This is a genomic window from Sphingobium lactosutens (genome assembly GCF_013393185.1).
In the GTDB taxonomy this organism is placed as follows: Bacteria; Pseudomonadota; Alphaproteobacteria; order Sphingomonadales; family Sphingomonadaceae; genus Sphingobium; species Sphingobium lactosutens_A.
In genome coordinates, this window is sequence record NZ_QJQX01000075.1 from 182,372 (window position 1) to 197,365 (window position 14,994).

Here is a 14,994-nt window from a genome sequence, read left to right on the forward strand (position 1 = left end):
GGGGGTGGGCTCGCCCTATCGACTGGCACGTCCGACCGATGATGCGCGCAATCTGCGCAACAACGCCACTGATGCGGAGCGCCTGTTGTGGAACCACATCAAAGGCGCACAACTCGCAGGCCTGAAATTCAGCCGCCAGATGCCCATAGCCGGGTTCATAAGTGATTTCGTCTGCCGTTCCCGAAAGCTGGTTGTCGAACTCGACGGCAGCCAGCATGTCGATGCGGCAGATTATGACGCCGTGCGAACCAGAAAGATCGAAGCGCAGGGCTACCGGCTGATCCGCTTCTGGAATAATGATCTTACAGACAATCTAGAGGGCGTGTTGGAAACCATCGTGAGGGCAGCTTTGGGTGGCCCGGTCCAGCCCACCCCCCTGCCCCTCTCCCGCACGCGGGAGGGGGAAGAGCGCTCATGACCCTCACCCCGCAATGGCTGGACGAACTGCGCGCGCGCACCTCGCTTTCGACCCTCATCGGCAAGACCATCAAGGTCACGAAGGCCGGCCGCGAATATAAGGCCTGCTGCCCCTTCCATAACGAGAAGACGCCAAGCTTCACGATCAACGACGAGAAGGGCTTCTACCATTGCTTCGGCTGCGGCGCGCATGGCGATGCGATCCGCTGGATGACCGACCAGCGCGGCCTTCCCTTCATGGAGGCGGTGAAGGAACTGGCGGCCACCGCCGGCATGGACGTCCCCGCCGCCGACCCGCGCGCCGCCAAGCGCGCCGAACAGGCCAGGGGGCTGCACGACGCCATGGCCGCCGCGCAGGGCTTTTTCGAGGAGCAACTGGGCGGCATCGACGGCGGGGAGGCGCGCGCCTATCTCGGCAAACGCGGCATCAGCGACGCCACCCGCCGCGCCTTTGGCTTTGGCTATTCGCCCGACGGACGCGGCCGCCTTAAGACCGCGCTCAAGGATTTTGGCGAGCCGATGCTGGTCGAGGCCGGGCTGCTCATCGATCCCGACGGGGCCGAGCCGGATGGCGGAAAAGCCAAGAAACGCGACACCTATGACCGCTTCCGCGGCCGTCTCATGCTGCCGATCCGCGACATTCGCGGCCGCGTCATCGCCTTCGGCGGCCGCATCCTGGGCGCGGGAGAACCCAAATATCTGAACTCGCCCGACACGCCGCTCTTCGACAAGGGGCGCACCCTCTACAATATCGATCGCGCCTCCCCAGCCAGCCGCTCGACCGGCCGCGTCATCGTGGTCGAAGGCTATATGGACGTGATCGCGCTGGCGCAGGCCGGTTTCGGCGAAGCGGTCGCCCCGCTCGGCACTGCGCTCACCGAGCATCAGATCGAGCGGCTGTGGAAGATGGTGGAGGTCCCCCTCCTCTGCTTTGACGGCGATTCGGCCGGACAGAAGGCCGCGATCCGCGCCGCCACCCGCGCGCTCCCCCTGCTACGTCCCGGCCACAGCCTCGCCTTCGCGACACTCCCGACCGGACAGGATCCCGACGACCTGATCCGCGCCAGCGGCCGACAAGCGATGGAGTCCGTGCTGAACGGCGCCGAGTCGCTGATCGAACGCCTCTGGAAACATGAGATGTCCGTCGCCCCGCTGGATACGCCGGAACAGAAAGCCGCCCTCAAGCAGCGCCTTCGCGCCATTTCGGATGCGATTGCACATCCCGATGTGCGCGCCCATTACGCCCATGAATTTCGCGAGCGATACGACGCCCTCTTCTTCGCCCGCCGCGACTCGGCCCCGGCGCAACAGCGCTTTCAGGGCGGCGGCAACAGTGCCGGCCGCTGGCAACGCGACAAGCGGGGCAACTGGAAACCGCCAATTCCCCCCGTTGGCAGCGAAGCCCGTGCGATCGGCGCCAGCGGCATGGAGCAGCGCCTGCTGCGCGCGATCCTGGCCGCCCTGCTGCGCCATCCCGAGCAGATCGCGCCTCATCGGGAGATGCTGTCGGCCCTGCAAATCGGCGATCCGTTGCTCGCGCAACTGCTCGCTGCGATGATCAGCCTGTCCTTTCGCAAAGAAACAGTTGAAACGCAGGCCCTCCTTACCATATTGGGGCAAGGTGAGTTGTATAATATGGCCAAGGGGATGCTCCGGGCCGATGCGTTCACACTCACTCCCGACAGGATGGCCACCGACCCTGATCGCCTTGCCCGCGATCTGGAGGAGGCCGTTCGAGTGATGGCGCAGGGACCGGAGTTGGAAACGGCACTGGTGGAGGCCACGAGGCGGTTCGAGAGCGACTTCAGCGAGGAGAATTTCGCTGAACAGCAGCGCGTTCGCGCGCTGAAGGCCGATCACGACCGTCGTCTGGCGGAACTTGCGCAGTCCGAAGACATTGTTTGATTTAGGTTAGCCCTTTCTAAAAGGGCGACGAAGTAAGGCGAATAGATGGCGACCAAGGCGAACAGCAAGAATGGCAGCGTGAGCGATGGCGAGGATGGCGGCGACGCCCCCCTGCTCGATCTCAACGAAGCCTCGGTCAAGAAGCTGATCGCCCGTGCGAAGAAGCGCGGCTACATCACCTACGACGAGCTGAACGACGCCCTGCCGCAGGACCAGATGTCGTCCGAGCAGATCGAGGATATCATGGCGGCCCTCAACGAGATGGGCGTCAACATCGTCGAGAATGAGGAAGCCAGCGAAGACGGCGACGAGCAGCGCGAGCGCGAGGATGCCGAGGACGCCGAGGACGATTCGAACGACGATGACGGCCCCAAGCTCGTCACCGAGAAGAAGAAGGAAACGGTCGATCGCACCGACGATCCCGTTCGCATGTACCTGCGCGAAATGGGCGCAGTGGAATTGCTCAGCCGTGAGGGCGAAATCGCCATCGCCAAGCGGATCGAGGCCGGCCGCGACACGATGATCCTGGGCCTGTGCGAAAGCCCGACCACCTTCAACGCGATCATCGAATGGTCGACCGCCCTCAACAACGGCGAAATGCAGTTGCGCGAGATTCTCGATCTCGACGCCATGCTGTCCAAGGATCCTGCTCCGGAAAATCTGGAGGAAGGCGCCGAGGATGACGATGGCGAAATCAGCGAGAAGACCGCCGGTCCCAGCTTCAAGGAAGAGGAAGAGCCGGAGGAGGAATCCGCCGACGCCGACGAGGACGAGGACGGCGCGCCCCGCGCCCGCCGCAACGAGGAAGAAGAGGAAGAGGACAACACCCTCTCCCTCGCCCAGATGGAAGAGACCCTGAAGCCGATGGCTTTGGAGAAGTTCGCGACCATCACGGACATCTTCCGCACCTTCTCCGCCGCGCAGGAATCGCGCATGGTCGCCATGGCCAATGGCGAAACGCTGAGCCAGAAGGCCGAGGACGATTATCAGGCGCTGCGTGAAAGCCTGACCGCCGAAGTCGAAAGCGTCCAGTTCCACCAGCAGAAGATCGAATATCTGGTCGATCAGCTCTACGCCTATAACCGCCGACTGACCGCGCTGGGCGGCCAGATGCTGCGTCTGGCGGAGCGTCACAAGGTCAGCCGCAAGGATTTCCTCGACCGCTATGTCGGCAACGAGCTGGACGACGCCTGGCTGGAAAAGGTGCAGGGCCTCGACAAGAAATGGGCCGCTTTCGCCGCTGCCGAAGCGCGCGCCGTCGAACGCATCCGCAACGAGGTGAACGAGATCGCCCAGGCGACCGGCATGTCCTTGAGCGAATTCCGCCGCATCGTGAACATGGTGCAGAAGGGCGAGCGTGAAGCGCGCATCGCGAAGAAGGAAATGGTGGAGGCGAACCTGCGCCTCGTCATCTCCATCGCGAAGAAATATACGAACCGCGGCCTTCAGTTCCTGGACCTCATCCAGGAAGGCAATATCGGCCTGATGAAGGCGGTGGACAAGTTCGAATATCGCCGCGGCTACAAGTTCAGCACCTACGCCACCTGGTGGATTCGCCAGGCGATCACCCGTTCGATCGCGGACCAGGCGCGGACCATCCGCATACCGGTCCATATGATCGAAACGATCAACAAGCTGGTCCGCACCAGCCGCCAGTTCCTGCACGAGCAGGGCCGCGAACCGACGCCGGAAGAAATGGCCGAGCGCCTTTCCATGCCGCTCGAAAAGGTGCGCAAGGTGATGAAGATCGCCAAGGAGCCGATCTCCCTCGAAACGCCGATCGGCGACGAGGAAGACAGCCATCTGGGCGATTTCATCGAGGACAAGAACGCGATCATCCCGGTGGATGCCGCTATCCAGGCGAACCTCAAGGAAACGGTTACCCGCGTCCTTGCCTCGCTGACCCCGCGCGAGGAGCGCGTGCTGCGCATGCGCTTCGGCATCGGCATGAACACCGACCATACGCTCGAAGAAGTGGGCCAGCAGTTCAGCGTGACCCGCGAACGTATCCGTCAGATCGAAGCGAAGGCGCTGCGCAAGCTCAAGCACCCCTCGCGCTCGCGCAAGATGCGGTCTTTCCTCGACCAGTAAAATCAAGGGCTATTGATAAAAAAGGGGGGGCAGCGCCTGTGTGCTGCCCCCCCTTTTTTATCACCACAGGCAAGAAAAACCTCAGAAGGTTAAAGACTGGAACGGATTTCAACCCGATTCCACCGGATTGGCCGCTCCAATCTTATCTTACGCCATCTTCGCGCCCGCAGCCGATCGCACCTTCTTTAAAATGCTTCCAAAGCCGCATTTATTTTGCGTCGGGCGACCAGTTTAAGACACGCTTATGCCTTGAGCAGGGATCGATGCCAAGCAGGTGCAAACCACGCCGCTCTGACATCAAACTTATAATCCCGACATTTGCGCGACAAGGGTGCGGATCGGCCCATGCGCTGCTGGCCACGCCTTCTCGCGCGGGATGGCCACATAATCCCAGAAAAACTGTTCAGCCGAAAACTGAACAAATTGAGATCTATCCAGCTCGATACCGAATATGGAGAATATCTTATACCCCATATCCTCGAAATAGGAGAAATAATCATTTGATGTATATTCGTAGTTTATAAGAGACGAGTCCCCAAGTTCAAATGAAATGAACGGACGCGATCGAGAAATAAGACCGGAAGCGCCGCGCAAAACAGTCAACTCTCCGCCTTCCGTATCGATTTTTATGAATTTTACTTTATTAATATCGGAAAAGAAAGAATCTATCGATCGAACTTCGACTTCTATTGATTCCACGCGGACGTGATGATCGTGATATTGACGCTCTTTAAATCCACTGAATTCCGGAAAATCGGGAACCGACGTAAAGGTTGCCTTGCCATCTTCAGTTCCCAGCGCGATATTGAAAACGGAAATTTGTTGCAAGTTCCGCTCGTCTACCAAATTCTGGAAATTGGCAAATTGCGCAGGCAAGGGCTCGAAGCAGTAAATTCTGCCATCTTTTCCCACCTTTTCCGCCATGGGAATGGAATGCCGGCCATTATGCGAACCGACATCTATCGCGACATCCCCAGAAATCAGCAGAGAACTATATACGTCTTCCACCATCGCTTCATAGGCCGGTAACATCATCTCTCCTTCTCGACATCCAAGTAGCATGGCAGCCAATTTCTCAGCCGTTACAATGCATTAAGATCTTGTCTTTCCTGATTACCCATCCAGATTTGCATAGGGCATGGCATAGCAATCGTCATTTGCAAACTGCGTATGACATATTTCGGAAATTCGGGGATGGCATGCACTCCCACGGCCCGTCATTTCCGGCAATCGGCAAGCTTTTAAGTGCGGCAAAGCAACGGCTTCGCATTGCCCACGTGCATCAAGGGCAAACTCCTCTGGGAAGAACCGCACTATCTGGCATTGCGGTACATTTGGGGTGCGAAGCGATGAGCGCATGACGACCCATCCGCCCGTTGGAGGCGAAGGGGCAGCGCACGCCCAAACGCCGGTCACGCGCGCGCAGGATGCGGATTTTCCTCGACCGGTAGAATTAAAGTGGATCGGTAAATATAAATTAACCATCCTTGACGGAAAAGGGCGGCTTTCACGGTCGCCCTTTCTGATTCTGTAAACCGGACGTTTACTCGGCCTCCCTATTTTCGGGCTTCTCCCTGCATGGGCGGGGCATCACAGGGATCTGGAGCATGAGCGAAGCGGCCCCCCGCTATCAATTTGGCGACATATCGCGGGTCCTCGAAGCGCTCGTCGCCGCCGATGGGACCGCCGCGCACAGCTATGCCAACCGCGCCAGCATGGGCGTGGTGCGCGAAGGCCAGTTGCCGCTGTCCGACCTGGCCGATGCGGCCTCCTACATCTCGCTGCTTCATGGCCGCCATCCCGGCGTGATCGACTATGCCGCCACCCGCTCGACCGACAATGCCGCGCGCCGCTGGCTGATCGAGGCGGGCGACGCCTTCGCCGCGGAGCGCGCCTATCTGACCCACGTCACGGTCGCCGCCGGCCCCGCCCCCAGCACGGCGGGCCAGGCCGATTGCGAAACCGCCGTCAGCCAGCAGCGCCATGCGCTCGACACGCTTGCCCAGTCCGACCGGCGCGGTTGCGCCATGGGCGCGGCGATGGCGCTGGTGCTGGACTGGCGCGCGATGCGCCATGTGCTCGACATGGCGGCGATCCGCGCCGGCCTGGAACCGCAACCCTGCGGCCTGCCCGACCGCGCCGCCACGCTGGACGTCGCCCGCGCCATCGGCGGCGACGACGGCATCGATCGCGCGATCCAGTTCGGCGCGCGCCAGCTCCTCGCCCAGCATCGCGGCCTGTGGGATCTGCTGAGCGCCCGCGCCGCCGTCCGCGTCAGGGCGGGCTGACCGTATAAACGCATTGCACCCGCGCGCCGCATTGCCTAGTCCGGTTGCCAATGGCAACGGGACGGGATTGCAGGATGCGCTTTGAAGGCACGCAGGATTATGTCGCCACCGACGATCTGAAGGTCGCCGTCAACGCCGCCGTGCTGCTGCGCCGACCGCTGCTGGTGAAGGGCGAACCGGGCACCGGCAAGACCGTGCTGGCGCAGGAAATCGCCAAGGTGCTGGACGCCCCGCTGATCGAATGGAACGTCAAATCGACGACCAAGGCGCATCAGGGCCTTTACGAATATGACGCCGTCGCCCGCCTGCGCGACGGGCAGTTGGGCGACCCGCGCGTCCACGAGATTTCCAACTATATCCGCAAGGGCAAGCTGTGGGAGGCCTTCACCTCCCCCAAATTGCCCGTGCTGCTGATCGACGAGATCGATAAAGCCGATATCGAGTTTCCCAACGACCTGTTGCAGGAACTGGATCGCATGGCCTTCCACGTCTACGAGACGGGCGAGACGATCGCGGCGGCCGAACGTCCGGTTGTGGTCATCACGTCGAACAACGAGAAGGAACTGCCCGACGCTTTCCTGCGCCGCTGCTTCTTCCACTATATCAAATTCCCCGACCGCGACACGATGCAGGCGATCGTCGATGTCCATTTCCCCGGTATCCAGAAGATTCTGGTGAGCAAGGCGATGGAGATTTTCTACGAAATACGCGACGTCCCCGGCCTCAAGAAGAAACCTAGCACCAGCGAACTACTCGACTGGCTGAAGCTGCTGCTGAACGAGGACATGCCGCTCGACATCCTTCAGAACAGCGACCCGACCAAGGCGATCCCGCCCCTCCATGGCGCCCTGCTCAAGAATGAGCAGGACATCATGATGTTCGAACGGCTGGCCTTCATGGCCCGTCGGCAAGGGCGGTAAAGACGCAACCAACAACCTCCGTTGCCGAGGAAGCCTCCCCATGCCCCACACCGCCGGATGCCTGTGCGGCGCCGTCCGCATCTCGATCGACGCAGAGCCGATGGCCGCCCGCATGTGCTGGTGCCGCCTGTGCCAATATTTGGGCGGCGGGTCGGCGACAGTGAATGTCTGCTTTCCGACCGAGCATGTCACCACCACCGGCGAGGTGCGCTGGCATGACAGCGTCGCCGACAGCGGCAATGCCATGAAGCGGGGCTTCTGCCCGACCTGCGGCACGCCGCTGTTCAGCATGGCCGAATCGCGGCCGCATCTGACCTTCATCCGCGCCGGTGCGCTGGACGACCCCTCGCTCATCGGGCCGCAGGCGGTGATCTGGACCGACGCTGCCCCCGACTGGGCGCATCATGATCCCGCGTTGCCGCATTATCCCGCGCAAATCCCGCCGGTGGCGTGAATTAGACGCTTGCGCGCTGCGGGATAGTCTGTAGCCTTCCTGTCATAGTTCAAGGCCGCGCCAAGACGGTTTGATCTGGAGAGGGATGCTGATGCCCAAGCGCGCGTTGTTCCTGTTGTCTGCCGTCCTGTCGCTGGCCGTGCCGTCGCTGGCCAGTGCTGAAGAAGCCGAAGCCTGGACACCCAGGGCGGATGCTATCCGCGCCAATGCCGCCGGGATCAGCCTGCCCCAGACCGTCGCCGGCCTCTCGCTCAGCAAGAGCGGCGAAGCCTCCAATGGCGGCCGCGCGATCGACAATTACGCCCAATATCTGTCCGAGGACGGCGCCGTCCAGGCGACCCTTTATGTCTATATGCCGACCTATGCCGACGCCTCGCTTGCGGCCTATATGACCGACAAGGCGATCATGGAGCGGTTCGGCAACCAGACCCGCCGCACCGCCTATGCCAGCGCCCCCGCCGCCGGCCAGGCGGATCGCGCCATCCGCGCCGTGTATGACGATGCCGCTGACGGCGCACTGACCACGGCGGCGGGCTTCGTCCATGCCGGGCGCTGGATCGCCAAGATCCGCGTCACCGGCCCGACCGAACGCCGCGCCGAAGTGCTGGCTGGCCTCGATGGCATGCTGTCCGGCCTCGCCTTCGACGATGCCGCGTCGCTCCACGCCACTGCCCCCGCGACATTTAGCGCCTGTCCGGCCGCCGATGCAGGCGACGCGCAGCTGGCAAAGGCAAACCCGGCCGAACGAGCCATCCCGCAGGACGTCCGCATCCCACGCGAGGGCAAGGATGCGCTCTGCGTGCGCGGCACCGTGACCACGGCGGAGGGCCGCTACGACATGCTCCAACAGGCCGGGCGTAGCGACGGCGCGATCATCGTACCGGTCGACGACAGTGGCACCGTCCTCGCCTTCGATCCGGCCAAAGATGCGCCGGGCTATCAGCTCTCCATCCACATGGTCGGCCAGACGGACCTTTACGGCACCTATGACAAGGTGCCCAGCCCGCGCCAGATCGCCGCGATCCTCGATGGCAAGGACAGCCAGACCGCGCAGGCGCAGGCCGTCGCCACCTATGCCGCCAATGGTCAGGTGACGATGCAGGCCGCACGCGGCCGCTGATCGCCCTTCCCCTGCCGCCAGAGCCGTTCTAGACGTCCATCATGATCAAGGCATCGGGTGCGACCCGCTTCGCCCGCATCCGCGCCCGGCTGGAAGCGATCCGCATCGCCCCCGGCCCGCAGGCATGGGCGTTCGAATTTCTCCTCTTCGGCTTCAAGCAGGGCTGGGCGTGCCTGTTCGGCGGACTGATGCTGGCGCTGCTGCTGGCGACGCATCTCTTCTATCCGGCCGATGCACCGCTCCATCGCTATGATGTCCTGACGCTCGCCGCGCTCGCCATTCAGGCCGCGATGCTTGCCTTCCGCCTTGAAAGCTGGAGCGAGGCAAAGGTCATCTTCGCCTTCCACCTGATCGGCACGATCATGGAATTGTTCAAGACCCATGCGGGATCATGGATCTATCCCGAGGCCAGCCTGCTCCATGTCGGCCCGGTCCCGCTTTTCTCCGGCTTCATGTACGCGGCGGTCGGCAGTTACATCGCGCGCATCTGGCGCATTTTCGGGTTCCGCTTCACCCATTATCCGCCGGTCTGGGCCACGGTGCTGCTGGCGGTCGCCATCTATGTGAATTTCTTCGCCCATCACTGGCTGCCCGACATCCGCATCGCCCTGTTCGCGGCGGCGATCCTGCTCTTCGGCCGGAGCTGGATCATCTACACCCCATGGCGCGAACCGCGCCGCATGCCGCTGCTCGTCGGCTTCTTCCTCGTCGCGCTGTTCATCTGGTTTGCGGAGAATATCGGCACCTTCGCCAATGCCTGGACCTATCCCGACCAGCGTCTTGGCTGGCAGATGGTCGGCCTCGCCAAGCTGGGCAGCTGGTATCTGCTGATGATCATTTCCTTCGTGCTCGTGTCGCTGATCCACGGCATCAGATCAGATAGCCGACCTCATACAGGCCCCAGCGCCGCCCGGCGAACACCAGAGGCACGAACACGCTGCGCAGCGCGCGATAGCGGCCCTCGCCCAGATCCTGCCGATAGGTGAAGAGGAAGAAGTCCCCCGCCCCGTCCAGCGCGCGGCGGGTCTGGCTGTCCATGAATATCTGCCGGTTGCGCGCATGTTCCATATTCCAGTCGCGCGCGCCGGGACGCTGCGGCTGGCTGCGCGCGCTGATATGGGTGGGAAGATAGCCGTTCATGTCGATCAAGCAACAGCCGACCACCGCCCTGTCCTGCGCCGTATGCCGGTCCAGCGCGGGCCGCAGCACAGTGTCGGCAAAAGCGGTGAAGCCGTTCCTATATTGCGCCGGTTCCGACCCGTCGATCCGGCGATAATCCGTATCGAACAGCGCATCGACACTCAACTGCCCGCCGCGCAGCGCGCCCTCGATCAACGCCCGCGCCTCGTCAGCCCCTTCCTCGGCCAGCGCGATATAGCGGCTGTTGCGCGTCGCCTGCGGCCCATGGGCGGTGGTGTTGAGCATGGCGTTCGCCATCCCCTCCAATCCGTCCAGCTGCACGCGCGCCGCATCGACCCGTGCCGCGCTCTCGCCCGATGAGCGGCTGAAATCGCCCAGCCCATGGCGCAACGCCGCCACGTCCTGATCGGCGGCGTCAGTGCACGCCACGATCGTCTCCGATCGGTCGCCGAACTGCGTCACCAGCGACGCTATTTCCGCCATGCTCATGCGCAACTGGTCGATATGGGTTCCGGCCTCGCGCCCACGCACGATATTGGCCTCCACCCCGCCGATCAGCCGCCGCGCGTCGCGGTCCAGCTGGCCCAGCTTGTCGCCGACCGTCGCGGCGGATTCCCCCGCCTGCCCCGCCAGCCGTCGGATTTCCTCGGCCACCACGGCAAAGCCCTGCGCCCGCTCCCCGCCGCGCGTCGCCTCGATCGCGGCATTGATGCCCAGCAGCCGCGTCTGCCGCGCGATCGCGCCCAAATCCTCCGAAATCGAGCCGACCGCCTCGATCACCGACAGGAATTGCCGCAAATGCCCTTCCAGGCCCGTGACATGCTCGACCAGCCCCGCGACCTCGCCCAGCGACAGGCCTATCACTGCATGACCGTCAGCGACGATCTGGCCGGCGCGACGCGCGGTCAGGCTCAATTCCCGCGCCGCCGCGACGCTTTCCCCCTGGCTCTCCGCCAGACGGTCCATATGGGCCTGCAAGTCGATCAGGCGCGCCGCGTCGCCCTGGATCCGACGATTGACCTCGCCCAGATATCCAGCCGTCTCGCTGCACTGCAATGCGATGTCGCCCGACCTTTCCCCGAGGTCGGCCAACAAGTCCCTGTTTTCCAAATGCGCCCCGCCGCTGTCTTTGTTGCAGGATGATGACGGATTAACCATGCACTGCAACACTTAATATTCGGACAACCCCCGATCCCAGCGACGGCTTGCATCCCGTCCCCGCCTGCCCGACAAGGCGGCCATGCTGCTCAACTTTCTCGATGCGCTCCGCGCCGCCGGCATCAACGCCAGCATCAAGGAACATCTGCTGCTGCTCGAAGCGCTGGACCGCGACGTCATCGCCCGGCGGCCCGAGGATTTCTATTATCTCGCCCGCGCCACCTATGTGAAGGACGAAGGGCTGCTCGACCGCTTCGACCAGGTCTTTGCCCGGGTGTTCAAGGGCGTGCTGGGCCAGGACGGGGTCGAGGCCGAGATACCCGAAGAATGGCTGCGGCTCGTGGCGGAAAAATATCTCAGCCCGGAGGAGATGGAGAAGATCAAGTCGCTGGGCGACTGGGACGAGATCATGAAGACGCTGAAGGAACGGCTGGAGGAGCAGACGGGCCGGCACCAGGGCGGCAACAAATGGATCGGCACCGGCGGCACGTCCCCCTTCGGCCATGGCGGCTACAATCCGGAAGGCGTGCGGATCGGCGGCGAGAGCCGCCACAAGCGCGCGATCAAGGTCTGGGAAAAGCGCGAATTCGCCAATCTCGACAGCACGAAGCAGCTCGGCACCCGCAATATCAAGGTCGCGCTGCGCCGCCTGCGCCGCTTCGCGCGGGAAGGCGCGGCCGACGAGCTGGACCTCGACGAAACCATCCGCGGCACCGCGCGGCAGGGCTGGCTCGACATCCGCATGCGCCCCGAACGGCATAATGCGGTCAAGCTGCTGCTGTTTCTCGACGTGGGCGGATCGATGGACCCGTTCATCACGTTGTGCGAGGAACTTTTCTCCGCCGCGACCGGCGAATTCAAGAATATGGAATTTTTCTACTTCCACAACTGCCTCTACGAAGGCGTGTGGAAGGATAATCGCCGCCGCTTTTCGGAGCGCACCCCGACCTGGGACATCCTCCACAAATATGGCCACGACTATAAGGTGATCTTCGTCGGCGACGCCGCGATGAGCCCCTATGAAATCAGCCATCCGGGCGGATCGGTCGAACATATGAACGAGGAAGCCGGCGCCGTCTGGCTCCAGCGCGTCACCCACACATACCCCGCCGCCGTCTGGCTCAACCCGGCGTCGGAGGCGCATTGGGGCTACAGCCAGTCGACCCGGATCATCCGCGAGCTGATGAACGACCGCATGTATCCGCTGACGATCGAGGGTATCGACGCCGCAATGCGCGAACTGACGCGCAAGCGGTGAAACCGAGGGACGGGCAACACCGACGGTCGAACGTGGGCGGATCAGAGTCTTGAAGCGACCAGTTGCAGTCATTTTCTAATGTTGTAGCTGCATCGCTAAGCGGACGGAGGGACCACAGATGCCAGCGCCCAAATCAGGATTTTTCAAGTGGACCAAATTTTGGCTTTGCGCAGGGTTACTGCTTGCAAGTTTGCCTCTGCTCGGTGATTGCAGCCAAAGCGCAGATTGTGGAGCAAGCAAGTTTAAATCGGCCATGCTGGTTTTTGGCACAGTTATATTTTTCTATGCGTTGTGCACTTGGATAGCATTTCGGAAGGTGCCACCCAAATGATGCTCAGCTCATAACGACCACTTGCGGACCTTTATTCTCCGGATCAGGATGCCCGAAAGCTGACGGGAGCGGAAATGCAAAAATTATTAAGATCGGCTGCTCTGGCTGGGCTTTTCTTAATAATAACAGGAGAAGCTATTGCACAAAATCGCCCCGGCATGCCCGTTACGATTAATTATGGGAAAGCTGTTGTCGTCGGCGATGAGCTATCAAATGCTATATTTTTCGGGATTATGCGATCTAAAATTGTAACAATTAACGTGGACGGCGAGACGGTCCTTATCGCTAACATTGATAAGGCTTCTGGAAATAGAGACGGGTTAAGAGTGACATACTTCTGGAATGAAAAATATCTTTTCGAGAAGGAGTATGATTGCCAAAAAAAGCTGCCCGTAGCTTGCGGTCGAAAAATTGTGAGAGGCATAGAAGACACAGCTCGCCTCATACAGTTTTGACAGCGACTGCTTTCTATCAATACGTTCTCAAAAGCAGACAGTCCACTTACCACCCCAATTTCACCGTCACTTCTTGATCGAGGATGCGCGTCGCCGCGGCAAGGCGCGCAACCGTGACGAACCGCCCGCCGACCTCCAAGTCGCCATTCCTCATCAACCAGCAAACAAGCGGCAACATAGGAAACCTAAATCCGCATTCGACGACCGAACAGCAAAGTGCGGCGTCGCAAGCAGGAGAATGACATGAGTTTGATTATCGCCCTCGCGGCCGCAGCCGCGTCACACAGCGTTTCCATAGAACATCATGGCCAGCAGGTCGGCGCGACCTACACTGCCCGTGCGGAAATGCGCACCAAGACGGTGGGCGCCAAGACCCCCAACCGCATGGACGCCCAGCGTTGCCAGTGGACCGCGACCATCGTCGTCGACCGCAAGCTGGACCACGGCCCGGCGCTGGCCCGCACCATCGCCACCGACAAGCGTTTTTCGGGCAGCGAAGCCGGCGCCTGCACGCCCGGTCGCAATTCGGGCGAGCGCAACCTTGCCCAGCATCAGGAAAAGATAGAGGCGCATCTGGTCGCGGTGGCGCAGGCCGATCGCGCGCCCCTTCTGGCTGAACTGGACTCGGTACGTAATCTTGCATCCAACTGATCGTTTCTGCCGCCTGGCATGGCTGGGAGCATTTCTGCTCGCTGGCCATGCCGTTCCGGCCGCCGCCCAATATGCGGCCGGCCCGACCATTTCCCTTGAAGCCGCCAGCGACGAACGCCGCCGCGGCCTCAGCTGGAGCGATGGCGACCCGGTGCTGCGCGGCAGCATCTCCGTACCCGTCGCGCAAGGCTTCAGCCTCGACGGCACGGCCACGACGCTCCGGGGCAGCGATCGGCATGGCGGCGCCGACGCCGTGCTCGACCTTGGCGCCACCTATGCTAGGCAGTGGGGCGGCTTCCGCCTGACCGCGGAGGGCCGCTACCACATCTTCCCCGGCGCCTCCCACGCCCATGATGGAGGTTGGGGCTATGGCGAAGTCGGCGCGATCGCCGGGTTCGCGCTCGGCCCGGCCAGCATCGATCTTGGCGCCCGCTACGCCCCACGCCAGTCCGCCATCGGCGGCGACAATCTCTATGTCTCGGGGGCTAGCGCGCTCGCCATTCCCGGCACGCCCTTCACCCTGTCGGGCCATGTCGGCCGCTCCTCGGGCGATGTGCGCGATCCGCTCCGCGCCGCCCGCCTGCGCCCTGCCGGCGCCTATTGGGATCATGGCGTCGCGCTCGATTGGTATCAGGGCCGCTGGTCCGCCGGCCTGCGCTATGCCGATACCGACATCGACGCACCCGACAGCGCTCATGCGGGCGCCAGCCTGATCGCAAGGGTCGGCTTCACCCTCTGAACGGACATATGTTGCTGCCTTTGCCGTCTTGGCATAACTTCCCCCTCTAACCGGAGGGGGAGCAACA

The 14,994-nt window shown here is 62.3% G+C and carries 14 protein-coding genes; 12 read left to right on the forward strand and 2 right to left on the reverse strand.

The window, feature by feature from the left end:
* Nucleotides 1-4 precede the first annotated feature (4 nt).
* From DM806_RS21425 to rpoD, 3 genes are read left to right on the forward strand one after another with little or no spacing between them, the layout of a single operon-like run.
* Nucleotides 5-418, forward strand: coding sequence for an endonuclease domain-containing protein (locus DM806_RS21425; RefSeq protein WP_179045185.1), 414 nt, complete (start codon nucleotides 5-7; stop codon nucleotides 416-418).
* A complete protein-coding gene (gene dnaG, locus DM806_RS21430) occupies nucleotides 415-2,322 on the forward strand; it encodes a DNA primase (RefSeq protein ID WP_179045186.1) in 1,908 nt (635 codons plus the stop codon). The genes DM806_RS21425 and dnaG overlap by 4 nt, the downstream gene beginning before the upstream one ends.
* A 45-nt stretch (nucleotides 2,323-2,367) precedes the next feature.
* On the forward strand, nucleotides 2,368-4,413 hold the full coding sequence (rpoD, locus tag DM806_RS21435; RefSeq protein ID WP_179045187.1) for an RNA polymerase sigma factor RpoD: 2,046 nt from the start codon (nucleotides 2,368-2,370) through the stop codon (nucleotides 4,411-4,413).
* A 303-nt stretch (nucleotides 4,414-4,716) separates the two neighbouring features.
* On the opposite strand, the gene DM806_RS21440 is transcribed toward rpoD, so the two are convergent.
* Nucleotides 4,717-5,445, reverse strand: coding sequence for an FkbM family methyltransferase (locus DM806_RS21440; protein WP_179045188.1), 729 nt, complete (start codon nucleotides 5,443-5,445; stop codon nucleotides 4,717-4,719).
* Nucleotides 5,446-6,020: 575 nt separating this feature from the next.
* On the opposite strand from DM806_RS21440, the gene DM806_RS21445 reads away from it, so the two are divergent.
* The 5 genes from DM806_RS21445 to DM806_RS21465 all read left to right on the forward strand — a co-directional run bounded on the left by DM806_RS21445 (nucleotide 6,021) and on the right by DM806_RS21465 (nucleotide 10,181).
* A complete protein-coding gene (locus tag DM806_RS21445; protein ID WP_179045189.1) occupies nucleotides 6,021-6,701 on the forward strand; it encodes a DUF6975 family protein in 681 nt (226 codons plus the stop codon).
* A gap of 74 nt (nucleotides 6,702-6,775) precedes the next feature.
* Nucleotides 6,776-7,621, forward strand: a complete 846-nt coding sequence (locus DM806_RS21450) for an AAA family ATPase (RefSeq protein WP_179045190.1) — start codon at nucleotides 6,776-6,778, stop codon at nucleotides 7,619-7,621.
* A 40-nt stretch (nucleotides 7,622-7,661) separates the two neighbouring features.
* Nucleotides 7,662-8,075 (forward strand): GFA family protein, encoded by a 414-nt coding sequence (locus DM806_RS21455; protein WP_179045191.1) that lies wholly within the window; start codon nucleotides 7,662-7,664, stop codon nucleotides 8,073-8,075.
* Nucleotides 8,076-8,166: 91 nt separating this feature from the next.
* Complete coding sequence (locus tag DM806_RS21460; RefSeq protein ID WP_179045241.1) at nucleotides 8,167-9,195, forward strand: hypothetical protein; 1,029 nt, start codon at nucleotides 8,167-8,169, stop codon at nucleotides 9,193-9,195.
* A gap of 41 nt (nucleotides 9,196-9,236) precedes the next feature.
* Nucleotides 9,237-10,181, forward strand: coding sequence for a DUF817 domain-containing protein (locus tag DM806_RS21465; RefSeq protein ID WP_179045192.1), 945 nt, complete (start codon nucleotides 9,237-9,239; stop codon nucleotides 10,179-10,181).
* Here DM806_RS21465 and DM806_RS21470 read toward each other — a convergent pair.
* On the reverse strand, nucleotides 10,066-11,430 hold the full coding sequence (locus DM806_RS21470) for a methyl-accepting chemotaxis protein (protein WP_179045193.1): 1,365 nt from the start codon (nucleotides 11,428-11,430) through the stop codon (nucleotides 10,066-10,068). The two genes, DM806_RS21465 and DM806_RS21470, sit on opposite strands and share 116 nt — an antisense overlap.
* Before the next feature lie 145 nt (nucleotides 11,431-11,575).
* Between DM806_RS21470 and DM806_RS21475 the strand changes: the two genes are divergently transcribed.
* The 4 genes from DM806_RS21475 (at nucleotide 11,576) to DM806_RS21490 (ending at nucleotide 14,927) form a co-directional block, all read left to right on the forward strand.
* On the forward strand, nucleotides 11,576-12,751 hold the full coding sequence (locus DM806_RS21475) for a vWA domain-containing protein (protein WP_179045194.1): 1,176 nt from the start codon (nucleotides 11,576-11,578) through the stop codon (nucleotides 12,749-12,751).
* Nucleotides 12,752-13,156: 405 nt separating this feature from the next.
* Entirely contained in the window at nucleotides 13,157-13,537 is a 381-nt protein-coding gene (locus DM806_RS21480; RefSeq protein WP_179045195.1) for a hypothetical protein, read from the forward strand.
* A gap of 243 nt (nucleotides 13,538-13,780) precedes the next feature.
* Complete coding sequence (locus DM806_RS21485) at nucleotides 13,781-14,188, forward strand: hypothetical protein (protein ID WP_179045196.1); 408 nt, start codon at nucleotides 13,781-13,783, stop codon at nucleotides 14,186-14,188.
* Nucleotides 14,175-14,927, forward strand: a complete 753-nt coding sequence (locus DM806_RS21490) for a TorF family putative porin (RefSeq protein ID WP_179045197.1) — start codon at nucleotides 14,175-14,177, stop codon at nucleotides 14,925-14,927. Before DM806_RS21485 ends, DM806_RS21490 begins: the two co-directional genes overlap by 14 nt.
* Nucleotides 14,928-14,994: the final 67 nt, after the last annotated feature.